The organism is Streptomyces wedmorensis (assembly GCF_000716445.1).
GTDB lineage: Bacteria > Actinomycetota > Actinomycetes > Streptomycetales > Streptomycetaceae > Streptomyces > Streptomyces wedmorensis.
Genome location: NZ_JNWK01000011.1, coordinates 135,081 through 156,938, shown reverse-complemented (window position 1 = coordinate 156,938; position 21,858 = coordinate 135,081). Strand labels below are relative to the sequence as shown.

Genomic DNA, 21,858 nt, shown 5'->3' with positions numbered 1-21,858 from the left:
CCTTATCCGACAGGATCAACTCGGCCTTCGGCCGCCCCGTACGTGCCATAGGGCAAGCCTATACATCTGAACAGAATTCCTGACTCAGAAGACTAGGCCCGGGTGAGGGTGCGTCAGCGGTCGGGCTCGGGGTCCTTCAGCCAGTTGACGAGCTCCGTGGAGAAGGCCACCGGGTCCTCCTCGTGCGGGAAGTGCCCGAGGCCGTCGAAGAGCCGCCAGCGGTACGGCGCTTCCACGTACTCTCCCGAACCGGCCGCGCTGCGGGTCCGCATCACCGGGTCCATCGAGCCGTGCAGGTGCAGCGTCGGCACCCGTACCGGCCTCTTCATGCGGCGGTTGAACTGGATGCCGTCCGGGCGGGCGAGGGACCGCACCATCCAGCGGTACGGCTCGATCGAGCAGTGTGCCGTCGACGGGACGCACATCGCCCGCCGGTACACCTCGATCGCGTCGTCGTCGGCCGGCTTCGGCCCCGACCAGTCCCGGATCAAGTCGCCCACCAGCGCCGCGTCGTCCGCGACGAGCTGACGCTCCGGCAGCCACGGCCGCTGGAAGCCCCAGATGTGCGAGCCGGCCCGCGACTGGGCGAAGTCCGACAGCATCGCCGAACGCCAGCGGCGCGGGTGCGGCATCGAGGAGACCACCAGGCGGCGCACCAGCTTGGGCCGCATCACGGCCGCCGTCCACGCGAGGTAGCCGCCCAGGTCGTGCCCGACCAGCGCCGCGTCGGGCTCGCCGAGGGAGCGGACGACACCGGTGATGTCGAGGGCCAGGTTGGCGGGGTCGTAACCCCGGGGCGTGCGGTCGCTGCCGCCCACCCCGCGCAGGTCCATCGCGACGGCCCGGAACCCCGCCTCGGCGAGGGCGGGCAGCTGGTGGCGCCAGGTCCACCAGAACTGCGGGAAGCCGTGCAGGAGCAGCACCAGCGGGCCGTCGCCCATCTCGGCGATGTGGAAACGGGCGCCGTTGGCCGCCACATCGCGATGGGTCCACGGCCCGTCGAGCCGTACGGGCCCGGCGTTGCCGTTGCTGCTCTCGGGGAGGGTCATACGGACGAGCGTGCCACAGACGAGGCCTTCTCCAGCGCCGGCCTCTGCGCCGGACGGGGGTGCGGCTTCGCGTTCTGCATGATCGCCGCCGTCTGCTTGGCGGAGGCGATGGACTTCTCCGGCGGCTTGACCTTCTTGAACTTGGCGTACGCGATCAGCCCGAGCAGCCCCGCGACCAGCACGTTGAAGGTGAAGGACAGCAGGAAGCACCAGACGAGGTTCCAGCCCCCGTTGCCGTTGTGCCCGCCGGTCCAGGTGTTGATGGCGTACGCGAGCGCGAAGCTGAGCATCGGCAGCGAAAAGAGCAGCACCACGGCGGCCGCGATGCCCGCCGCGCTGCCGATGGCCCCGCGCTTGACGTCCTGTCGGATCTCGGCCTTGGCCAGGGCGATCTCGTCGTGCACCAGCGCGGACATCTCGGCGGTAGCCGAGGCGACCAGCTGGCCGAGGCTGCGGTCGGTTCCGTTGAACGGGTCGCTCATCGCTGCTCCCTCTTCTCTTCTGCGGTCCGAGGTTCTCTTCACGGTGCGAGTCCTCATCTACGGTCCGAGTCAGATCATGCCGGACGGTCGGTCCCGTCGCGCGATGCCCCCGCCAGTTGGGCGCGCTCCCTGTGTTCGGCGGCCTTCTTCTCGTAGATCTCCGCCATCCGGAGGTGGTACTCCGGATTGCCCTGCTCGTAGATGTCGGGGATGCCGTCGTGGTCGTCGTCGCGCTCCTCGTCGGCGCAGAGCGCCTGGTACTTCCGGACCCGCAGCTTCAGCAGGATCGAGGCGAGCACGGCGGCGATGAGCGAGCCGATCAGGACCGCGGCCTTCACCTCGTCGGTGAGGACGGCGTCCCCGGCGAAGGCGAGTTCGCCGATCAGGAGCGAGACCGTGAAGCCGATCCCGGCGAGCGTGGAGACGGCGAACACGTCCGGCCACGACAGGTCGGGGTTGAGCTCCGCACGGGTGAACCGGGCGGTGAGCCAGGTGCCGCCGAAGATGCCGACCGCCTTGCCGACGACGAGGCCGAGCACGACGCCGAGGGTGACCGGCTGGGTGAAGACGTCGCGGAGCGCGCCGCCGGAGACGCTCACGCCGGCGGAGAAGAGCGCGAAGAGGGGGACGGCGAGGCCGGCCGAGACCGGGCGCACCAGGTGCTCGATGTGCTCGCCGGGGGAGTGTTCCTCGCCCTCCCGGGTGGTGCAGCGCAGCATCAGGCCCATGGCGACGCCGGCGATGGTGGCGTGGACGCCGCTGTTGTACATCAGGCCCCAGATGACCAGGGCCAGCGGCACGTACACGTACCAGCCGCGGACGCCCTTGCGGAGCAGCAGCCAGAAGACGACGAGGCCGGCGACGGCGCCCCCGAGCGCGGCGAAGTCCAGGTCGCTGGTGAAGAAGATCGCGATGATCAGGATCGCGAAGAGGTCGTCGACGACGGCGAGGGTCAGCAGGAAGGCGCGCAGCGCGGACGGCAGCGAGGCGCCGATGACGGCGAGGACGGCGAGCGCGAACGCGATGTCGGTGGCGGTGGGCACGGCCCAGCCGTCCATCGAGCCGTCGCCGATGGCGTTGACCAGGGCGTAGACGAGGGCGGGCGCGGCCATGCCGCAGAGCGCGGCGACCACGGGGAGCGCGGCGGCGCGGGGGTCGCGCAGCTCGCCCGCGACGAGCTCGCGCTTGAGTTCGATGCCCGCGACGAAGAAGAAGATCGCGAGGAGTCCGTCGGCGGCCCAGTGCTGGACCGACAGGTCGAGGCCGAGGGCGGCCGGGCCTATGTGGAAGTCGCTGACCGACTCGTAGCTCGCGCTCAGCGGGGAGTTCGCCCAGACGAGGGCGACGACGGCGGCGAGGAGCAGGAGCACGCCGCCGACGGTCTCGGCGCGCAGGGCGTCGGCGATGTACCGCCGCTCGGGCAGGGACAGCAGGCCGAGGAACTTGCGGTCGGTGGGCGCAGACACGTGGGAGACCTCCGTCGGGCAGGCAGGGCGAAGCACATGCCGACCAGACTTCCCGGCTCACCTAGGTTTTCCTGTCGCGTTCCTGACGCGGTCCTTACCTTACCTAACGAGCGTGGGTTGTGTCCGGCGAGATCCACTTTAAGGAGATTGACCCCTTTCGTCCCGTCGGATGGGCGGGACGCGTGAGCGCCCGCCCCGAAGCGGTTTCGGGGCGGGCGCTCACGTCGTACGGCGCTGTGGCTCAGTCCTCGCTGGGGGCGTCCGGCAGCTGGGTCTGGATGAGCGACATGACCGAGGAGTCCGTCAGCGTGGTGACGTCGCCGAGCTCCCGGTTCTCCGCCACGTCGCGCAGCAGACGGCGCATGATCTTGCCCGAGCGGGTCTTGGGCAGCTCCGCCACCGGCAGGATCCGCTTCGGCTTGGCGATCGGGCCGAGCGTGGCACCCACGTGGTTGCGCAGGTCGGCGACGAGGCTCTCGTCCTGGCTCGCCGTGCCGCGCAGGATCACGAAGGCGACGATGGCCTGACCGGTCGTCTCGTCGGCGGCGCCGACGACGGCCGCCTCGGCGACGGACGGGTGCGAGACCAGGGCGGACTCGACCTCGGTCGTCGAGATGTTGTGGCCCGAGACGAGCATGACGTCGTCGACGCGGCCGAGCAGCCAGATGTCGCCGTCCTCGTCCTTCTTCGCGCCGTCGCCGGCGAAGTACTTGCCCTCGAAGCGGGACCAGTACGTGTCGATGTAGCGCTGGTCGTCGCCCCAGATCGTGCGGAGCATCGACGGCCACGGCTCGGTGAGGACCAGGTAGCCACCGCCGCCGTTCGGCACCTCGTTGGCCTCGTCGTCGACGACGGTCGCGGCGATGCCCGGCAGGGCGCGCTGGGCCGAGCCCGGCTTGGTCTCGGTGACGCCCGGCAGCGGCGACAGCATCATCGCGCCGGTCTCGGTCTGCCACCAGGTGTCCACGATCGGGCACTTGTTCGCACCGATGTGCTCCCGGTACCAGACCCAGGCCTCGGGGTTGATCGGCTCGCCGACCGAGCCCAGGACGCGGAGGCTGGAGAGGTCGAACTTCGCGGGGATGTCGTCGCCCCACTTCATGAACGTGCGGATCAGCGTCGGCGCCGTGTAGAGGATCGTCACGCCGTACTTCTGCACGATCTCGAAGACCCGGCCCTGGTGCGGGGTGTCCGGGGTGCCCTCGTACATGACCTGCGTCGCGCCGTTGGCCAGCGGGCCGTAGACGATGTACGAGTGGCCGGTGACCCAGCCGATGTCGGCGGTGCACCAGTAGACGTCGGTCTCCGGCTTGAGGTCGAAGACGGCGTGGTGGGTGTACGCGGCCTGGGTGAGGTAGCCGCCGGAGGTGTGCAGGATGCCCTTCGGCTTACCCGTGGTGCCGGAGGTGTAGAGGATGAAGAGCGGGTGCTCCGCGTCGAAGGCCTCCGGGGTGTGCTCCGCGGACTGGCGGGCGACGATGTCGTCCCACCACACGTCGCGGCCCTCGGTGAAGGCGGTGTCCTGGCCCGTACGGCGGACCACGAGGACGTGCTCGACCTGCGGGCACTTGGCGACGGCCTCGTCGATGGCCGGCTTCAGGGCGCTCGGCTTGCCGCGGCGGTAGCCGCCGTCGGCGGTGACGACCACCTTGGCGTCGGCGTCCTGGATGCGGGAGGCCACGGCGTCGGCCGAGAAGCCGCCGAAGACCACCGAGTGGGCGGCGCCGACGCGGGCGCAGGCCAGCATCGTGACGGCCGCCTCGGGGATCATCGGCAGGTAGACGGCGACCCGGTCGCCCTTGCGGACGCCCAGCTCGGTCAGGGCGTTGGCGGCCTTGGAGACCTCGTCCTTGAGCTCGGCGTAGGTGATCGCGCGGCTGTCGCCGGGCTCGCCCTCGAAGTGGATGGCGACCCGGTCGCCGAGGCCGGCCTCGACGTGCCGGTCGACGCAGTTGTACGCGACGTTCAGCTCGCCGTCCGCGAACCACTTGGCGAACGGCGGGTTCGACCAGTCGAGGGTCTCGGTCGGCTCGGTGGCCCAGGTCAGGCGCTTGGCCTGCTCGGCCCAGAAGCCCAGCCTGTCCGCCTTGGCCTGCTCGTACGCCTCCGCCGTCACGTTGGCGTGCGCGGCCAGCTCGGCGGGCGGCGCGAAGCGGCGCTCTTCCCGGAGCAGATTGGCCAGGCTTTCGTTGCTCACGACATCTCCCTTTCCCAGGGCGTCCTCTGTACGTGTGTGTCCCGCGTCATAGCTCACCAGTCAGATGCCCGGGTGACAAGAGCATCCGGACAATTGGTTTAGACCTGTGAGGCGTCAGGCGTGCGGTGGCCCCTTCTTCCCGAGCGGTGGGAGAAGGGGCCACACAGTCTCACGGACGGCCGGAGCCGATGGTTCAGGACGCGCGGGCGCGAAAGGGGGGCCGCGTCGGCCGACCGGATTCGCGCGCGCGGGGTGAACGCGCGGAGCCGGCCCCGGTCCACGCGCGTCGGCCGGGTTCAGGAGGCTCGGGCCGGCTCGCGGTGGCCCGTCGGCATGACCTGCGTGAAGACGTCGTCGTAGCTGTGGACCTCGTCCGCGTCGGCGAGCAGATAGGCCTGCGCCTCGCCCACGTGGAAGTACACGCCGTGCAGCGTGAGCGTCCCGTCGGCCAGACGGCGCGCCACCGGCTCGTACGCCCGCAGGTGCTCCAGCTGCTGGACCACGTTGGTCAGGCAGAGCTGCTCGACCGCGTCGGCCGGCAGGCGCCCGGAGATCCGGGCCCAGGCGTGTCTCCGGCTCGCCATCCGCTCCAGGCTGGGCCGGCCGTGGCGCAGCCAGCGGCGGAGCGGCGTCGGCGGATCGTCGGGTCCGGCGTTGAGCAGGGCCTGCATCGCGCCGCAGCCGGAGTGGCCGCAGACCGTGATCGAGTCGACCCGGAGCACGTCCACGGCGTACTCGATCGCCGCCGCCACCGAGTCGTCCCCGCTTTCCTCTCCCGGCAGCGGGACGAGGTTGCCGACGTTGCGCACGGTGAACAGGTCGCCGGGGCCGCTCGACGTGATCATGCTGGTGACGAGGCGGGAGTCGGCGCAGGTCAGGAACAGCTGCGAGGGGCGCTGGCCCTCCCGGGCGAGTCGCGCGAGCTCGTCCCGGACGAGCGGGGCGGTGTTCCGCTGGAACTTGCCGATGCCGCTCGCCAGGTGGAGCCCCTTCGTCCGCTCGGGAGCGTCGCTCTCGGCCGGCTCGACCGGCCGCTCCCCGCACTGGTGGTTGTGCCAGGGGGTCCACGGGCGGCAGCAGGGGTGAGAGGCGGAGGCGGTGGCCGGGGCGGGGTCGGCGATCCGGACGCCGGCGGGGCCGGTCGTCTCGACCGTGCCGCCGTGGGCGAGGTGCCCGGTGGTCCAGTCGCTCAGCGTCTCGTAGGCCGCGTGGTCCATGAAGGAGCCGTCCAGCTCCACCACCACGTCCGATCCGTGGGGCAGTTGGTGCAGGGCCCGGCTCAACCGGGGAACGGCGAGGAAGGTCAGCTGGCCCCGCACGCGCAGCAGCTGGCGCCCGTCCCGCTCCTCCTGGGTGATGCGGGTGCGCGTGAGCCGGTGCAGGGCCACCGCGATGGCCACGGCGATGCCGAGCGCGACGCCCTCCAGGAGGCCGATGAGGACGACACCCGTCAGCGTCACCGCGTAGACGACGACCTCGCGGTGGCGGGTGACCGTACGGATGTGGGTGATGCTGACCATCTGGATGCCGACCACCATGACGAGGGCGGCGAGCGCGGGCAGCGGGATCAGGTCGAGCAGCGGCACGAGCAGCAGGGCCGCGAGCACGATCCACAGGCCGTGCAGCATGGTCGAGGCCCGACTCACCGCACCCGCCGACACGTTGGCGACACTGCGGACCGCCACGCCGGCGACAGGCAGTCCGCCGAGCGCGCCCGACAGCAGGTTCGCCGCGCCCTGGCCGGCGAGTTCGCGGTCGAGCGACGAACGCGGGACGCCCTGGGCGCCGCCCGGGCGGGCGGCGACGAGCTTGTCGACCGCGACGGCGGAGAGCAGCGACTGCACGCTGGTGACCAGCGTGATCGTGAGAACGCCGGCCGCGATGCCGAGGGCCGGACCCTCGGGCAGCCCCGGCAGGGCGTGACTGCTCCAGGACGGCAGGTCGACCCGGGGCACGGAGAGTCCGGCGAACGCCGCCACCGCCGTCGCCCCGGCCACCGCGACGAGCGCGGCCGGGACCTTCCGCGCGAGCCGCCCCGCCCGGCCAGGCAGCCGGGGCCAGCAGAGCAGTGCGGCGACGGTGAGGGCGCTGATGGCGAGCGCGGCCGGGTGGACGTGCGCCAACTGGGAAGGCAGACCGAGGGCGTTGTCCACGGCGGAGCTCTGGGGGGTGCCGCCGAGCACGATGTGGAGCTGTGCGAGGGCGATGGTGACGCCGATGCCGGCCAGCATGCCGTGCACGATGGCGGGTGAGACGGCGAGCGCGGAGCGGGCCACTCGCAGGGCGGAGAGGCCGAGTTGGGCGAGTCCCGCGAGGACGGTGATGGCGCAGGTGGTGCGCCAGCCGTACAGCTGGATGAGCTCGGCGGTCACGACGGTGAGGCCGGCGGCGGGGCCGCTCACCTGGAGCGGGGAGCCGCCGAACCGGCCGGCCACGATGCCGCCGACGGCGGCCGCGACGAGTCCGGACTGGAGCGGGGCTCCGGTGGCGAGTGCGATGCCCAGCGAGAGGGGCAGTGCGATCAGGAAGACGGCGACCGAGGCGGACAGGTCGGCGCCGGTGATGCGGAAGCGGCGCGGTCCGTCCGGCGGACTGTGGGGCCGCTGGACTCGGGGGCGGGTGGTCGTGCGGGCAGGGGTGCAGAGGGTCATGTTCCCGTCTCCTCCGGGGCAGCGCGGTCGCGGCTCGTGCGGGGTGATGCGGCGGGACACCGATTGGCTAACTCTCGGTAAATGAAGAGTAATGGAGAGTAAAGAGTCCGGCATTATTTTCAGGGCAAATAGGGCAATGATTCACCGGATCCGGTGACAGAACGTGCGCACGCCGCTTGTCGTTGACGCTCCTCGGCCCCAGCGGTGCGACGTTGACGCCGCTTGTACGGAAATCTGAGGATCCGAGGAGAGGCACGCGGATGACAGCCGCAGGGAGAACGACCACCGTCCAGAAGAGGGCGCTCGCCGTAGGCGCTCTCGCCCTCGCTCTCGTCACCGGCCTCGCCGGCTGCTCGGGCTCCGGCGATCCCGCCACGAAGCCCGCGCAGGGCGGTGAGGGCGCCAAGAAGGGTCCCGCGGCGGCCCCCCAGACCGCGCCCCGCCTGATCGGCGACGGCTCCACGGCCTTCACCGGCGCCCAGCCCCACCAGCCGGTCTGGCAGCGCCTCAAGCCGGGGGAGACCCCGCCGCAGTTCGTGGTCTTCTCCTGGGACGGCGCCGGCGAGGACAGCCAGAAGCTGTTCTCCCACTTCCGCACGGTCGGCAAGAAGTACGACGCCAAGATGACGTACTTCCTCAGCGGCGTGTACCTGCTGCCCGAGGAGAAGCGCCACCTCTACGACCCGCCGCAGCACAGCGCCGGCCGCTCCGACATCGGGTTCAACGACACCGAGGGCATCCGTGCCACCGTCCGCGAACTGCGCGGCGCGTGGCAGGAGGGCAACGAGATCGGCACCCACTTCAACGGGCACTTCTGCGGCGCCGACGGCGGCGTCGGCAACTGGTCCGTCGAGGAGTGGAAGAGCGAGATCGGCCAGGCCAAGTCCTTCGTCAAGAACTGGAAGACCAACGCGGGCCTGCGCGCCGAGCAGCCGCTGCCCTTCGACTACGACAAGGAGCTCGTCGGCGCCCGCACCCCCTGCCTCGAAGGTCGGAAGAACTTCGTCCAGGCGGCGGCGCAGCTGGGCTTCCGCTACGACACCAGCGGCGTCAACGACCAGATCTGGCCCAAGAAGGACCAGGGCATCTGGGACCTGTCGATGCAGCTCGTACCGGTTCCCGGGCGCGCCTTCCAGACGCTCTCCATGGACTACAACTTCCTGGTCAACCAGTCACCCGGCACCACCCAGGGCGACCCCTCGCAGCACCGGTACTGGGGCGACCAGATGCGCGACGGCCTGGTGCAGGCCTTCGAGCGCTCCTACCGGGGCAACCGGGCGCCGCTGATCATCGGCAACCACTTCGAGTCCTGGAACGGCGGCACGTACATGCGGGCCATCGAGGAGACCATCGCCACGGTCTGCGTGCAGAAGGACGTCAAGTGCGTCTCCTTCCGCCAGCTGGCCGACTGGCTCGACGCCCAGGACCCCGACGTCATCGCCAAGATGCGGACCCTCAAGGTCGGCGAGCCCCCGGCCGCCGGCTGGAAGGCGTTCCTCGCCCCCGAGCCGGCGGCCCCGGCCGGTGCCCCGGCGGCCGGCGTTCCGGCGGTCCCGGCGCCCGCCGTCAAGCAGGCTGAACGGCACTGAGCCCTTCGGACAGCACGAACCCGGGGTCGACCTGCGAAGCCAGGTCGGCCCCCGTCTTGGCATTGCCCCAGCTCTCGGCGTTGCGCAGGTGGAAGTGGACCATCTGGCGGGTGTAGCGGTCCCAGTCGCGATGGGCGTACGAGTCGTCGGCCGCGTCCTGGAGGGCCTGGAGCGACATGCGGTTCTCGGCTTCCAGGAGCTCGAAACGCGGCGGGTGGCCCTTCTCCATCGCGCGGACCCAGTCGGAGTGGCCGACGGTCACGAGCAGGTCCTCGCCGACCTCCTCGCGGAGGAAGTCGAGGTCGTCCCGGCCCTGCACCTTGTTGCCGACGACCTTGAGCGCGACGCCGAAGTCCCGGGCGTACTCCTTGTACTGGCGGTAGACCGAGACGCCCTTGCGGGTCGGCTCGGCCACCAGGAACGTCATGTCGAAGCGGGTGAAGAGACCGGAGGCGAAGGAGTCCGAACCCGCGGTCATGTCGACGACCACGTACTCGTCGGCGCCGTCGACCAGGTGGTTGAGGCAGAGCTCGACCGCCCCGACCTTCGAGTGGTAGCAGGACACCCCGAGGTCCGACTCGGTGAACGGGCCGGTCACCATCAGCCGGACATCGCCCTCGTCGAGCCGGACCGGCCGCGCGCACGCCTCGTACACCGGGTTGTCCTCGCGGACCCGCATCAGCCGCGAACCCTCCCCGGGCGGCGTCGTCTTGATCATCGTGTCGGCGGAGGCGATCCGGGGGTTGGAGCCCCGCAGGTACTCCTTGATGAGCGGCAGGTGCACGCCCATCGCGGGCAGCGCGGCGGCCTCCGCCTCGGACAGGCCGAGCGCGGCGCCGAGGTGCTGGTTGATGTCGGCGTCTACGGCGACGACCGGGGCTTCGTTGGCGGCGAGGTGGCGGATGAAGAGCGAGGACAGCGTGGTCTTGCCGCTGCCGCCCTTCCCGACGAAAGCGATCTTCATGTTCACCTAGCGTAGTGGCATGATTGCGTGCCGTGGTCAAGGAGCGTGAAGAAGACCACTCCTTCGTGGGGCGGGCCCGCAGGACGCGTAGCCTCCTTACCTATGAGTACGCACGCCTCTGACCCCTTGGCCGCCCTCGGCTCCCTGCCGGGCGTCGCCGACGCGGTGGACTCCGTACGCAAGGCCGTCGACCGGGTCTACGGCCACCGCGTGATGCGCCGCCGCAGCAACGAGATCTCCTCCGAGGCGGCTCTCCGCGGGGCGCGCGGCTCGGCCGCCCTCGCAGGCGCCGACTGGGCCCTTGAGGAGGTCCGGCGACGCACCGACTTCAGCGCCGACCCCGAGGCCCGCACGGTCGGCGCCGCCCTGCGCCTGGGCGCCGAGGCCGGGCAGCTGCTCTCCATCTGGCGCCAGTCGCCGCTGCGGGTCCTAGCCCGCCTCCACCTGGTCGCCGCGGGCGACCCCGGTGCGTCGGTGGGGCGGCCCCGGTTGGACGGCGAGTCCGTCGACGAGCCGCTGATCGAGGCCCCGGCGCCCGCCCCGGCCGAGGTCGCCGGCCGTCTCGACGGCCTCGCGGAACTGATCGTCGCGGGCGGCGACGCCCCGGCCCTGGTGACGGCCGCAGTGGTGCACGGCGAGCTGCTCGCGCTGCGGCCGTTCACCTCGTACAACGGTCTGGTCGCGCGGGCGGCGGAGCGGATCGTGCTGGTCGGCAGCGGCCTCGACCCCAAGGCGATCTGCCCGGCCGAGGTCGGCCACGCGGAGCAGGGGCGCGCGGCCTACGTCGCGGCGTTCGAGGGGTACCTGTCGGGCACCCCGGAGGGCGTGGGTGCCTGGATCGCCCACTGCGGGCGCTCGGTCGAGCTCGGCGTCCGGGAGTCGACGGCGGTCTGCGAGGCCCTTCAGCGCGGCGCGGCCTGACGTCAGGGGCCGGGCCCGCGCCCTGAGGGCAAAAAGATTCCGGGCCCCCGTGGGGGCCCGGAACGGGTTGCGGCGGCACCGTTTCTGGTACCGCCGCTGGCACTTCCACCCAGTTACCAAGCGTCCTCGATATGTGCCCATCAGGCCGGGAACTTTGCCCGTGGCCTGGTGCGGCTGGCCCGTAATCGACGGGTCGACGTCGCGTGGGTGCCCGGTTTCGGTGCTAGGTCCGTGGGGCCTTCATGCTCAACAGGTGATCCTCTCGGATGTCCTCGGTCTCGCGGGCCTGATTCCTTTCTACTCCTGTCCGGGTAGAAGCGAAAGTGCTGGCTCCACTTCTCTGGCGCATCGCTCAAATTCGGGCAAAGTCACCAGCGAGCTGATGGGCGAGCGCGGCCTGCCTGCGCCGGGCGGCGTACCAGACCAGTCCGGCGCCCACCGCTGCCGCGCCCACGGCCGCCGCGGCGACGAGAGTGGGGCGAGGCGGCATCCGGAACTCGGGCAGCCGCTGCTTGAGCCGTACCGGCTTCTCGAAGGCGAGTACCGGCCATTCCCGGGCCGCGGCCTCACGGCGCAGCGTCCGGTCGGGATTGACCGCGTACGGATGGCCGACGGCCTCCAGCATGGGGATGTCGGTCGCCGAGTCGCTGTACGCGAAGCAGCGCGAGAGGTCGTAGCCCTCCGACTCCGCGAGCTCCCGGACCGCCTCGGCCTTGGTCGGCCCATAGGCGTAGTACTCGACCTCGCCGGTGAAGCAGCCGTCGTCACCGACCACCATCCGGGTGGCGACGACCCGGTCGGCGCCGAGCATCTCGCCGATCGGCTCGACCACCTCGGCCCCGGACGTCGAGACGATGACGACATCGCGACCCGCGGCGTGGTGCTCCTCGATGAGGGAGGCGGCCTCGTCGTAGATGATCGGGTCGATCAGGTCGTGAAGGGTCTCGGCGACGAGCTCCTTCACCTGGGCGACGTTCCAGCCTTTGCAGAGCGCGGAAAGGTATTCGCGCATCCGCTCCATCTGGTCGTGATCGGCCCCGCCCGCCAGGAAGACGAACTGGATGTACGCCGTCCGCAGGGCGGCGCGGCGGCTGATCAGTCCGCCCCGGTAGAAGGACTTGCTGAAGGTCAGCGTCGAGGACTTCGCAATGACCGTCTTGTCCAGGTCAAAGAAGGCGGCTGTGCGCGGCAAGGAGTGGTTTTCCACGAGCCCGAGCATAGGTGCCCGCCATTCGGCGTACGCTGGGGCGTGTGGGTTTGCCTGAGAAGGCTCTCGGGTACACCATGGAAGTCACGGATCGTTCGCGACCGTGCTAACCCGGTCCGGCTCCTCCCCCCCCGAGTCGGCCGGAGAGACGACCCCCGCTCTCCCCCCCGGCGGGGGTCGTCGCATGTCCGGAGCCGTTTCGGCCGTGTGTGACATCGCCTGCTCCCTTCCTTCCGGTCCTCGGCCGCGTGTCGGCCCACGCCCTCCCGGACGCCTGATTCATCACTCACCGTAACCGGGAGGATGCGTTCCGGGGAGCCCCTTGAAGGGTGGCGAAGTTATTCACAGGGCTTCGGTTATCCCCAGTTTTTAGGTGACTTCCGCACGATTTCCCTGACGGCCCCACGGTGATTCCTGCCGCGAAGTTCGCGGACGGCAGGAATCACGAGAGGGGCGTGCCGTGGAGGCATCCAGGACACGTACGGAATCGCGCCGGCCGGAGTCGAGGGCTCCGGACGAGCCGCGCCGGGCCGGGCCGCTGATCGTCACCGAGGACCTCGGGCTGCTCGACGACCTCCTCAGGCTGTGCGCCGCCGCCGGGGTGGAACCCGAGGTGCACCACCGCGTGCCGGAGCGACGCGCGAGCTGGACCGACCCGCCGCTCGTGCTGGTCGGCGACGATGCCGCGGCCCGCTGCCGGGGCGCCGCGCGCCGGCCGGGGACCGTCATCGTCGGACGGGACCGGGACGATCCCGGGGTGTGGCGGCTCGCCGTCGAGATCGGTGCCGAGAGCGTGCTGCGGCTGCCGGACGCCGAGAGCCTCCTCGTCGACCGGATCGCCGACGCGGCCGAAGGGGCCGAGCGGCAGGCGCTGACCGTCGGGGTCGTCGGCGGCCGCGGCGGCGCCGGCGCCTCCACCCTCGCGTGCGGCCTCGCGCTGGCCGCCGCGCGGACCGGGCGGCGCACCCTGCTCGTCGACGGAGACCCCCTGGGCGGAGGACTCGACGTGCTGCTCGGCGGCGAGCGCGAGCAGGGCAGACGCTGGCCCGACTTCGCGGCCTCGAAGGGCCGCCTGGCCGGCGGAGCCCTGGAGGAGTCCCTGCCGTCGGTGCGGGGGGTCCGGGTGCTCAGCTGGGGCCGGGAGCCCGCCGCACCGGTGCCGCCCGACGCGGTGCGGTCCGTGCTCGGCGCGGCGCGCCGCCGCGGCGGGGTCGTCGTCGTCGACCTGCCGCGCGGCACCGACGAGGCGGCCGCCGAGGCCCTCGCCCAACTCGACCTCGTGCTGCTCGTCGTGCCGGGCGAACTGCGGGCCGTCGCGGCCGCCCACCGGGTGGCCACGACCCTCGGCATGGCCGCCCGCGACGTGCGGGCCGTGGTCCGCGGACCCTACGCGGCGGGGCTCGACGAGCGGTGGGTCGCCGACGCGCTGCGGCTGCCGCTCGCCGGTGAACTCCCCTACGACCCCGGGATCGTGACGGACCAGGACGCGGGCGTGCCGCCGGGCGCCGAACCCGGCGGGCCGCTCGGCCGGTTCTGCGGCGCGTTCTGGGAGCGCGTGCTCGCCCCGGGCGGTGCGGCATGAGCGCGACCGGAACGTGGACCGGCGGCGGTGCGGGCCTCCTCGACGCCGTCCGGCAGCGGCTGGCGGCGAGCGGCGCCGAACCCACCCCGGCGCGGGTCGCGGCGGCACTGCGGGCCCAGGGGCGACTGCTCGGCGACACCGAGGTGCTCGGCGCGGCCGAGGAGCTGAGGTGCGAACTGATCGGCACCGGACCGCTGGAGCCGCTGCTCGCCGACCCGGCCGTCACCGACGTCCTGGTCTCGGCACCCGACCGGGTCTGGGTGGACCGCGGCGCCGGCCTCGAACGGGCCCCGGTCTCCTTCCCGGACGCCGGCGCCGTCCGACGGCTCGCGCAGCGGCTCGCGGCAGTGGCCGGCCGCCGGCTCGACGACGCCCGCCCCTGGGTGGACGCACGCCTCCCCGACGGCACCCGGATGCACGCCGTGCTGCCACCGGTGGCCGTCGGCTCGACCTGCCTCTCGCTGCGGGTGGTGCGGCCGCGAGCGTTCTCCCTCGACGAGCTCGCCGCGGCCGGCACGGTGCCGCCGGGCGGCGCCGCGATCCTGCGGGCCCTGATCGACGCGCGGGTGTCGTACCTCGTCAGCGGCGGCACCGGCACGGGGAAGACCACACTCCTCGCCTCCCTGCTCGGCCTCGTGGGCGAACGGGAACGGATCGTGCTCGCCGAGGACTCTGCGGAACTGCGGCCGGACCACCCGCACGTGGTGCGCCTGGAGGCGCGCCCCGCCAACCAGGAGGGCGCCGGACTCGTCACCCTGCGGGACCTGGTCCGCCAGGCGCTGCGGATGCGCCCGGACCGGCTCGTGGTCGGCGAGGTCCGGGGCGGGGAGGCGGTGGACCTGCTCGCCGCCCTCAACACGGGCCACGACGGCGGCTGCGGAACGCTCCACGCCAACACGGCCGCGGCCGTGCCGGCCCGCCTGGAGGCGCTGGGAACGGCGGCCGGACTCGACCGGGCCGCCCTCCACAGCCAGTTGGGCGCCGGGCTCTCCGCCGTGCTCCACCTCGTACGGGACCGGGACGGACCGCGCCGGATCGCCGAGGTCCACGTGCTGGAGCGGGACCGGGACGGCCTCGTGCGGACCGTTCCCGCCCTGCGGTGGGGCGAGTCCGGGTTCGAGCGGGAGCAGGGCTGGGAGCGACTGCGGTCGCTGATCGGAGGGGGACCGTGATGGCGGGACAGCCGGTACAGGAGGCCACGCAAGGGGCGGCGGTGTTCTGCGCGGTGCTCGCGGTGTGGTGGGCCGTCGAGCGGCGGCGTGGGGCGGGCCGGGCCCGGGCGCTGCTCGTGGCCGGCGCTTCCGACGGACGCGGCGGTGGGACCGATGACGGTTCGGCGTGGCCCGCGGCGGCCGCCCGCTGGTGGGCGGTGCTCCGGGGACGGCGCGCGTGGCTGTGCCTGCCGGCGGCGGGAGCCCTCGCACTGCTCGGTGAGTCGCCGCTGCCCCTGGTGGTGGGAGCGGTCGCGGTGCCGGTCGTGGAACGGCGTCTGCGTGCCGCCGGGCGCCGCAAGGAACGCGAGGCGCGGGCCGAGCGAGTGGTGGCCCTGTGCGGGGCGGTCGTCGGGGAACTACGGGCCGGATGGCAGCCGGCACAGGCGCTGTCCTTCGCGGCCCGGGAGACGGGTGCGCTGGGCAGCGAGGAGGCGGGCGTGCTCGCGGCGGCCCGGTTCGGCGGGGACGTGCCTGAGGCACTCCGCAGGGCGGCCCGGCAGGACGGCGCCGACGGTCTCGCCGGCATGGCGGCCTGCTGGCAGGTGGCCGTGGACGGCGGCGCCGGTCTGGCCGCCGGGCTCGACCGCCTGGAGGCGGCCCTGCGCGAGCACCGCGAGCAGCGGGAGCGCCTGCGGGCCGAACTGGCCGGTGCGTGGGCGACGGTGGCGGTCCTCGCGCTGCTCCCGGCGGCCGGCCTCGCCCTCGGCGCGGCGCTGGGCGCCGACCCGCTGCGGGTCCTGCTGCACACACCCGCGGGACTCGGCTGTCTGGTGGTGGGCGGGGCCTTGGAGGCGGTCGGCTTGTGGTGGGCCGCGCGGATCGTACGAGGAGGAGAGCGACCGTGATGGCCGGACTTCAACTGGGGGCGCTCCTCGCCCTGGTGATCTACGGGACGGCGAAGGCCCTCTGGGCGCTGGTCTGTGGCCGGCGGGCACGGGGGACGCGAAGGAGGCTGCGGAGCCTGTTCCCGGAACCGGCGCCACCGGCCCGGCGGGCCCGGGCCGGGCCTCCGCCGTGGCTGGCGTGCGCGCTGGCACCGCTCGCGGCGGTCGGCCTCGGCTGGGCGCTGTTCGGCACGGTCGGCGGCCTCTGCGCCGGCGTCCTGGTGGCCGCCGGACTGCGGCAGGGATCCGCGAAGCGCGCCTCGGCACCCTCCGACGACGACGACGAGTCGGCGCGTCACCTTCCGCTCGCCGCCGACCTGTTGGCGGCCTGCGCGGCCTCCGGAGCCGGGCCCGGGGAAGCGGCGGAAGCCGTCGGCCGGTCACTCGGCGGCCCCCTCGGCGAACGGCTGACCCGCACGGCCGCCGAACTGCGCCTCGGCGGCGAACCGGCCGAAGTGTGGCGAAGATTCGGCGCGCTGCCGGGCGCCACGGGACTCGCCCGCTGCATGGAACGGGCCGGTTCCTCGGGCGCGCCCGCCGCGGAGGCCGTCGCCCGGCACGCGACCGCCCTGCGCGCGGCCCGCGCCCGCTCGGCGGAGACCCGGGCCCGCCGCGCCCAGGTCCTGATCAGCGCCCCCGTGGGCCTCTGCTTCCTGCCCGCCTTCCTTGCGGTCGGAGTGGCCCCGGTGGTGATCGGACTGGCGACGGGACTGCTCGACGGATGAAGGGCGCGGGGAGCGGGGCCGCGGCACGGCACACACAGCAGATACGGCAGATACGGCGGACACGACGGCTGTCACAGGCAAGGCAGGCGGGACGGACAGGCATGGCACGACAGAGCAAGGCGACAGGGCAGGCAGGACGGGATGAGGAGGCAGGGATGACGGTCAAGGCGGCGGCGGTGTCGGTGACAGCGGCTGTGCGGAGCTGGTGGCGGGCCCGGAGGTCGGCGGTGCGCCGCGACTCGGGGATGACCACGTCCGAGTACGCGGTGGGGACGATCGCCGCGGCGGCCTTCGCGGCTGTGCTGTACAAGATCGTGACCAGCGAAGCGGTCTCCGGAGCGTTGGAATCGGTGATCGGGAAGGCCCTCGATGCGCCGTTCTGACCGGGGTTTCGTGACCGTGGAGGCGGCGATGGTCCTGCCGGTCCTCGCGCTCTTCACCATCACCCTGCTCTGGGCGCTGGCCGCCGCGGCCGCGCAGATCCGGTGCGTGGACGCGGCACGGGCCGGGGCACGGGTCGCGGCCCGCTCCGAACCGGTGTCCTCCGCCGAGGCGGCCGCCCGGGCCGCCGCACCCCAGGGCGCCCGGGTGGCGGTGACGCGCTCCGGGGAACTGTGGCGCGTGACGGTGGAGGCGGCGGCCCCCGGCCCCCGCGGCATGGGCCTCACCCTGCGCGCGGACGCGGCAGCCCTCGCGGAGGACACGCCCGGCGCGCCCCCGACGAGCGGCGGTCCGTCAGCCGGAGACCCGGCGAGTGCCGGTCCGCCCGTCGGAGGCCCACCGTGACGAAGACCGGCCGGCTGCCGGAGGGGGACGCCGGCCGGAGCCCGGGGGAACTGAGGGACCGGAGTGGTTCATGGGACCGGAGTGGTTCGAGGGACCAAAGTGGCACAAAAGGCCAGAGTGGATCACAGGGCCGGAGTGGTTCGCGGGATCGGGGTGCGGCGACCGTTTGGGTGGCGTTCGGGGCGTGTGTGTTGTGTGTGGTGTTCGGGGCGGTGCTGGCGCTCGGGCAGGCGGTGGCGGCCAGACATCGGGCCGGTGGCGCGGCCGATCTGGCCGCGCTCGCCGCCGCGGACCGGGCCCTGTGGGGCGAGGTCGAGGCCTGTGCCGCCGCGTCACGGGTGGCGGCCGCGCAGGGCGCCGAGCTGGCGGGCTGCGCGGTGCGGGGCGAGGTCGCCGAGGTGACCGCCCGGGTCGTACGCGGCCCGTACCGGCCGGAGGTCAGGGCGCGGGCGGGCCCGGGTCCGGAGCAGGAGCCTGTTCCGTGGGAGGCGCGGCCTGGGGTGCCTCCGTGGTCGGGGGAACCGTTGGGGGAGCCTCGCCCGGCGGAGATGCCGCCGAGGGATCCTCCTCCGTCGGGCGGGCGGGCTGAGGGGCCTCCTCCTGGGGGGAGACCGCCTGAGGGGCCTCCGGTGGGGTTTCCGGGGTCGCGCGCAGGAGTTCCGTGAGGAGGCGGAGGGCGCCGCGTTTGTGGAGGGGGTCGTTGCCGTTGCCGCATTTGGGGGACTGGATGCAGGAGGGGCAGCCCGCCTCGCACTCGCAGGAGGCGATGGCCTCGCGGGTGGCGGTCAGCCAGGCGCGGGCCGTGTGGAAGGCGCGCTCGGCGAAGCCCGCGCCGCCCGGGTGGCCGTCGTACACGAAGACGGTGGGCAGCAGGGTGTCGGGATGGAGCGGGACGGAGACGCCGCCGATGTCCCAGCGGTCGCAGGTCGCGAAGAGCGGCAGCATGCCGATGGAGGCGTGCTCGGCGGCGTGGAGGGCCCCGCCGAGGATCTCCGGGGTGATCCGGGCGGCGTCGAGCTGGTCCTCGGTGACCGTCCACCACACGGCCCGGGTGCGCAGGGTGCGGGGCGGCAGGTCGAGCTTGGTCTCGCCGAGGACCTCGCCCGTGATCAGCCGGCGGCGCAGGAAGGAGACGACCTGGTTGGTGACCTCGACGGAGCCGTAGCAGAGGCGGCCGGCTCCCCAGGGGATCTCGGTGTCGGTCTCGAGGACGGTGATGGAGGTGGTGTCGCGAGCGGTGGTGGAGTACGGGGGGACGGCCTCCTCGACGAGGGCCACGGAGTCCTCGAGGTCGAGCTCCCGCACCAGGTAGGTGCGGCCCTGGTGGAGGTGGACGGCGCCCTCGTGGACGGCGGTGTGGGAGGCGGCCTCGTCGACCGTGCCGAGCAGCCGGCCGGTGCCCGCCTCGACGATCCGGACGGGGCTGCCGCCGCCGCCCCGGATGTCGGTGAGGTCGGCGGCCCGCTCACGGCGGGTCCAGTACCAGCCGGTGGCGCGGCGGCGGAGCAGCCCGGCCCCTTCCAGCTGGGGCAGCAGGCCGGGGACGGCCGGGCCGAAGAGCGTCAGGTCCGTTTCCGTCAGGGGGAGTTCGGCGGCGGCGGCGCAGAGATGGGGGGCGAGGACGTAGGGGTTGTCGGGGTCCAGGACGGTCGACTCGACCGGCTGGTCGAAGATCGCCTCCGGGTGGTGGACCAGGAAGGTGTCCAGCGGGTCGTCGCGGGCGACCATGACGGCGAGGGCGCCTTCGCCCGAGCGGCCGGCGCGGCCCGCCTGCTGCCACAGGGAGGCCCGGGTGCCCGGGTAGCCGGCGATCACGACCGCGTCCAGGCCGGAGACGTCCACGCCCAGCTCCAGGGCGGTCGTGGCGGCCAGGCCGAGGAGCTCGCCGGAGTGCAGGGCCTTCTCCAGGGCGCGCCGTTCCTCGGGGAGGTAGCCGCCCCGGTAGGCGGCGACCCGGCGGGCCAGGGCGCGGTCGGTTTCGGCCAGTCGTTCCTGGGCGATCACCGAGATCAGTTCGGCGCCGCGCCGGGAGCGTACGAAGGCGACCGAGCGGACGCCCTGGCGGGTGAGATCGGTGAGCAGGTCCGCGGTCTCGGCGGTGGCGGTGCGCCGCACCGGCGCGCCGCGCTCGCCGTGCAGCTCGGTCAGCGGCGGCTCCCACAGGGCGAAGACCAGCTCGCCGCGCGGGGAGGCGTCGTCGGAGACCTCGGTGATGGGCAGGCCGGTGAGGCGGCCGGCGGCCACGGCGGGGTCGGCGGAGGTGGCGGAGGCGAGGAGGAAGACCGGTTCGGAGCCGTACCGGGCGCAGATCCGGCGCAGTCGTCGCAGCACCTGGGCGACGTGGGAGCCGAAGACGCCCCGGTAGGTGTGGCACTCGTCGATCACGACGTAGCGCAGGGCGCGCAGGAAGGAGGACCACCTGGGGTGGGAGGGGAGTATGCCCCGGTGCAGCATGTCGGGGTTGGTCAGCACGTAGTTCGCGTACTGGCGGACCCATTCGCGTTCCTCGACCGGCGTGTCGCCGTCGTAGACGGCGGGGCGGATCCGGTTGCCGAGCGGGGCGGCCAGTTCCCGTACGGCGCGCCGCTGGTCGGCGGCGAGGGCCTTGGTGGGCGAGAGGTAGAGGGCGGTGGCCCCGCGTCCGTTGGCGGCCTCGGAGCCGTCCAGGAGGGTGGTGAGTACCGGGGCGAGGTAGGCGAGCGACTTGCCCGAGGCGGTTCCCGTGGCGATCACCACGGACTCGCCGTCCAGGGCGTGCTCGGCGGCCTCCGCCTGATGGGCCCAGGGGTGCTCGATTCCGGCCTCCTGGATCGCCGCGATCACCTCCGGCCGGATCCGGTGCGGCCAGACGGCATGACGGCCCTCCCGGGCGGGCATGTGCTCCGTATGGGTGATGCGCGAAGACCGGCTCTCGCCCGCGGCGAGCCGGTCGAGGACCACGCCGGGGGAGGGGCGACTGCCCGTGTCCCCGGCCGGTCGACTGGGGCGCTGATTCTTGGCCATCGGCATCGAGTGTGTCACTGCCATGACGGACAATGCTTCCAAGGCGTCGTGCATGGCTGCTGGTAAGTGATTGAATGCCATCGCGGCTGGCGATCAGTTCCCTGGCTCCGCCCGGGAGGCCCGAGGGGGCGATCGCCCGATAGCAAGGTGCTGGAGGATCCGTGGACCTGTCCCTGTCGACTCGCAATGTGTCCGGCGCTGGTGGCGACCGTACGGTCGTCGAGGTCGGTGGCGAGATTGATGTGTATACCGCGCCCAAGCTGCGCGAGCAGTTGGTCGAGTTGGTGAACGACGGCAGCTACCACCTGGTCGTCGACATGGAGGGCGTGGACTTCCTCGACTCCACCGGCCTCGGTGTGCTCGTCGGTGGCCTGAAGCGCGTTCGCGCACACGAGGGCTCGCTCCGTCTCGTCTGCAACCAGGAGCGCATTCTCAAGATTTTCCGGATCACGGGCCTCACCAAGGTGTTCCCGATCCACACCTCGGTCGACGAGGCCGTCAACGCCGTCGACTGAGCCCAGGGGGTTCGCATGGCCACCGTTGAACTCCGCTTCAGCGCTCAGCCCGAGCACGTCCGTACGGCCCGCCTGGTGGCGGCCGCGGTCGCGCGCCGGGCGGGCGTGGACGAGGCGGTCCTCGACGAGGTGCGTCTCGCCGTCGGTGAGGCGTGTTCCCGTGCGGTCGGGCTGCACCGCAGCAACGGCGTCACGACCCCCATCCGGGTCGTGCTGACCGAGGAGGAGAAGACGTTCTCCATCGAGGTCGGCGACGAGGTGCCGGGTGCGGGGGTGGCGGCCGCCGACGCGGCCGGTGTCCCCGGCGCGCGCTCCGCGGCTCCGGCCGAGGACTTCGACGACGCCGACGGTGAGGACGAGATGGGGCTCGCGGTGATCCGTGGGCTCGTCGACGACGTCGAGGTGAGCGCCGGCGAGGACGGCGGCACCATCCGGATGACCTGGCCGGTGAGCCCGGCGGACATCCTGTCCTGAGCCGTACACGGAGCGAAGCCACGTACACGGAGCGAAGCCCCGCGCACGTGGCGGAGAGCCCCGTATGTGGCGGAGACCCCGTACGGAGCAAAGCCCCGTACGGAGTAAAGCGCTGTACGGAGTAAAGCGCTGTACACGTGGCCGAGACC

Annotated in this window: 18 protein-coding genes and 1 pseudogene; 11 read left to right on the top strand and 8 right to left on the bottom strand. The window is 72.8% G+C overall.

Features of this window, described 5'->3' with window-relative positions; all coding sequences use genetic code 11:
* Nucleotides 1-113 precede the first annotated feature (113 nt).
* From OO54_RS12235 to OO54_RS12215, 5 genes are all read right to left on the bottom strand, one after another.
* The gene (locus tag OO54_RS12235) at nucleotides 114-1,049 is read right to left on the bottom strand and encodes an alpha/beta fold hydrolase (RefSeq protein ID WP_017240134.1); all 936 of its coding nucleotides are present in this window, start codon (nucleotides 1,047-1,049) and stop codon (nucleotides 114-116) included.
* Nucleotides 1,046-1,531: a phage holin family protein gene (locus tag OO54_RS12230; protein WP_033202874.1), complete on the bottom strand. Its 486-nt coding sequence runs from the start codon at nucleotides 1,529-1,531 to the stop codon at nucleotides 1,046-1,048. The genes OO54_RS12235 and OO54_RS12230 overlap by 4 nt, the downstream gene beginning before the upstream one ends.
* Before the next feature lie 74 nt (nucleotides 1,532-1,605).
* Entirely contained in the window at nucleotides 1,606-2,997 is a 1,392-nt protein-coding gene (gene nhaA / locus OO54_RS12225) for a Na+/H+ antiporter NhaA (RefSeq protein ID WP_033202873.1), read from the bottom strand.
* A gap of 241 nt (nucleotides 2,998-3,238) precedes the next feature.
* Entirely contained in the window at nucleotides 3,239-5,194 is a 1,956-nt protein-coding gene (gene acs, locus OO54_RS12220) for an acetate--CoA ligase (RefSeq protein WP_033202872.1), read from the bottom strand.
* Nucleotides 5,195-5,490: 296 nt separating this feature from the next.
* A complete protein-coding gene (locus OO54_RS12215) occupies nucleotides 5,491-7,845 on the bottom strand; it encodes a SulP family inorganic anion transporter (RefSeq protein ID WP_033202871.1) in 2,355 nt (784 codons plus the stop codon).
* Nucleotides 7,846-8,105: 260 nt separating this feature from the next.
* Between OO54_RS12215 and OO54_RS12210 the strand changes: the two genes are divergently transcribed.
* Nucleotides 8,106-9,434, top strand: coding sequence for a polysaccharide deacetylase family protein (locus tag OO54_RS12210; RefSeq protein ID WP_033202870.1), 1,329 nt, complete (start codon nucleotides 8,106-8,108; stop codon nucleotides 9,432-9,434).
* Here OO54_RS12210 and OO54_RS12205 read toward each other — a convergent pair.
* Entirely contained in the window at nucleotides 9,412-10,398 is a 987-nt protein-coding gene (locus OO54_RS12205) for an ATP-binding protein (RefSeq protein ID WP_033202869.1), read from the bottom strand. The two genes, OO54_RS12210 and OO54_RS12205, sit on opposite strands and share 23 nt — an antisense overlap.
* 102 nt (nucleotides 10,399-10,500) lie before the next feature.
* On the opposite strand from OO54_RS12205, the gene OO54_RS12200 reads away from it, so the two are divergent.
* Nucleotides 10,501-11,319 (top strand): Fic family protein, encoded by an 819-nt coding sequence (locus OO54_RS12200; RefSeq protein WP_026058360.1) that lies wholly within the window; start codon nucleotides 10,501-10,503, stop codon nucleotides 11,317-11,319.
* Between the two features lie 352 nt (nucleotides 11,320-11,671).
* On the opposite strand, the gene OO54_RS12195 is transcribed toward OO54_RS12200, so the two are convergent.
* Entirely contained in the window at nucleotides 11,672-12,538 is an 867-nt protein-coding gene (locus OO54_RS12195; RefSeq protein WP_033202868.1) for an HAD family hydrolase, read from the bottom strand.
* A gap of 448 nt (nucleotides 12,539-12,986) precedes the next feature.
* Between OO54_RS12195 and ssd the strand changes: the two genes are divergently transcribed.
* The 7 genes and pseudogenes from ssd to OO54_RS48545 all read left to right on the top strand — a co-directional run.
* Nucleotides 12,987-14,108, top strand: a complete 1,122-nt coding sequence (gene ssd, locus OO54_RS12190; protein ID WP_033202867.1) for a septum site-determining protein Ssd — start codon at nucleotides 12,987-12,989, stop codon at nucleotides 14,106-14,108.
* A complete protein-coding gene (locus tag OO54_RS12185; protein ID WP_033202866.1) occupies nucleotides 14,105-15,280 on the top strand; it encodes a TadA family conjugal transfer-associated ATPase in 1,176 nt (391 codons plus the stop codon). The genes ssd and OO54_RS12185 overlap by 4 nt, the downstream gene beginning before the upstream one ends.
* Entirely contained in the window at nucleotides 15,280-16,167 is an 888-nt protein-coding gene (locus tag OO54_RS12180) for a type II secretion system F family protein (RefSeq protein ID WP_051786878.1), read from the top strand. Before OO54_RS12185 ends, OO54_RS12180 begins: the two co-directional genes overlap by 1 nt.
* Complete coding sequence (locus tag OO54_RS12175) at nucleotides 16,167-16,931, top strand: type II secretion system F family protein (RefSeq protein ID WP_033202864.1); 765 nt, start codon at nucleotides 16,167-16,169, stop codon at nucleotides 16,929-16,931. The genes OO54_RS12180 and OO54_RS12175 overlap by 1 nt, the downstream gene beginning before the upstream one ends.
* 155 nt (nucleotides 16,932-17,086) lie before the next feature.
* Entirely contained in the window at nucleotides 17,087-17,314 is a 228-nt protein-coding gene (locus OO54_RS12170) for a DUF4244 domain-containing protein (protein ID WP_051786877.1), read from the top strand.
* Nucleotides 17,301-17,717, top strand: a complete 417-nt coding sequence (locus OO54_RS12165) for a TadE family type IV pilus minor pilin (RefSeq protein ID WP_234439670.1) — start codon at nucleotides 17,301-17,303, stop codon at nucleotides 17,715-17,717. The genes OO54_RS12170 and OO54_RS12165 overlap by 14 nt, the downstream gene beginning before the upstream one ends.
* Nucleotides 17,714-18,115: pseudogene (locus OO54_RS48545) on the top strand (Rv3654c family TadE-like protein); the annotation flags it as partial. The gene OO54_RS12165 and the pseudogene OO54_RS48545, both read left to right, overlap by 4 nt.
* 40 nt (nucleotides 18,116-18,155) lie before the next feature.
* Here the strand turns inward: OO54_RS48545 and OO54_RS12160 are convergent.
* On the bottom strand, nucleotides 18,156-20,801 hold the full coding sequence (locus tag OO54_RS12160) for a DEAD/DEAH box helicase (protein ID WP_234439671.1): 2,646 nt from the start codon (nucleotides 20,799-20,801) through the stop codon (nucleotides 18,156-18,158).
* A gap of 80 nt (nucleotides 20,802-20,881) precedes the next feature.
* Here OO54_RS12160 and OO54_RS12155 point away from each other — a divergent pair, with 80 nt between their 5' ends.
* On the top strand, nucleotides 20,882-21,235 hold the full coding sequence (locus OO54_RS12155; protein WP_015034520.1) for an STAS domain-containing protein: 354 nt from the start codon (nucleotides 20,882-20,884) through the stop codon (nucleotides 21,233-21,235).
* Between the two features lie 15 nt (nucleotides 21,236-21,250).
* Complete coding sequence (locus OO54_RS12150; protein ID WP_033202862.1) at nucleotides 21,251-21,709, top strand: ATP-binding protein; 459 nt, start codon at nucleotides 21,251-21,253, stop codon at nucleotides 21,707-21,709.
* Nucleotides 21,710-21,858: the final 149 nt, after the last annotated feature.

Excerpts from the sequence above, each read along its gene's own strand:
- OO54_RS12235 (WP_017240134.1), bottom strand. The coding sequence starts at position 1,049 with ATGACCCTCCCCGAGAGCAGCAACGGCAACGCCGGGCCCGTACGGCTC.
- OO54_RS12230 (WP_033202874.1), bottom strand. The coding sequence starts at position 1,531 with ATGAGCGACCCGTTCAACGGAACCGACCGCAGCCTCGGCCAGCTGGTC.
- OO54_RS12215 (WP_033202871.1), bottom strand. The coding sequence starts at position 7,845 with ATGACCCTCTGCACCCCTGCCCGCACGACCACCCGCCCCCGAGTCCAG.
- OO54_RS12210 (WP_033202870.1), top strand. The coding sequence starts at position 8,106 with ATGACAGCCGCAGGGAGAACGACCACCGTCCAGAAGAGGGCGCTCGCC.
- OO54_RS12205 (WP_033202869.1), bottom strand. The coding sequence starts at position 10,398 with ATGAAGATCGCTTTCGTCGGGAAGGGCGGCAGCGGCAAGACCACGCTG.
- OO54_RS12200 (WP_026058360.1), top strand. The coding sequence starts at position 10,501 with ATGAGTACGCACGCCTCTGACCCCTTGGCCGCCCTCGGCTCCCTGCCG.
- OO54_RS12195 (WP_033202868.1), bottom strand. The coding sequence starts at position 12,538 with ATGCTCGGGCTCGTGGAAAACCACTCCTTGCCGCGCACAGCCGCCTTC.
- OO54_RS12185 (WP_033202866.1), top strand. The coding sequence starts at position 14,105 with ATGAGCGCGACCGGAACGTGGACCGGCGGCGGTGCGGGCCTCCTCGAC.
- OO54_RS12180 (WP_051786878.1), top strand. The coding sequence starts at position 15,280 with ATGGCGGGACAGCCGGTACAGGAGGCCACGCAAGGGGCGGCGGTGTTC.
- OO54_RS12175 (WP_033202864.1), top strand. The coding sequence starts at position 16,167 with ATGGCCGGACTTCAACTGGGGGCGCTCCTCGCCCTGGTGATCTACGGG.
- OO54_RS12170 (WP_051786877.1), top strand. The coding sequence starts at position 17,087 with ATGACGGTCAAGGCGGCGGCGGTGTCGGTGACAGCGGCTGTGCGGAGC.
- OO54_RS12165 (WP_234439670.1), top strand. The coding sequence starts at position 17,301 with ATGCGCCGTTCTGACCGGGGTTTCGTGACCGTGGAGGCGGCGATGGTC.
- OO54_RS12160 (WP_234439671.1), bottom strand. The coding sequence starts at position 20,801 with ATGGCATTCAATCACTTACCAGCAGCCATGCACGACGCCTTGGAAGCA.
- OO54_RS12150 (WP_033202862.1), top strand. The coding sequence starts at position 21,251 with ATGGCCACCGTTGAACTCCGCTTCAGCGCTCAGCCCGAGCACGTCCGT.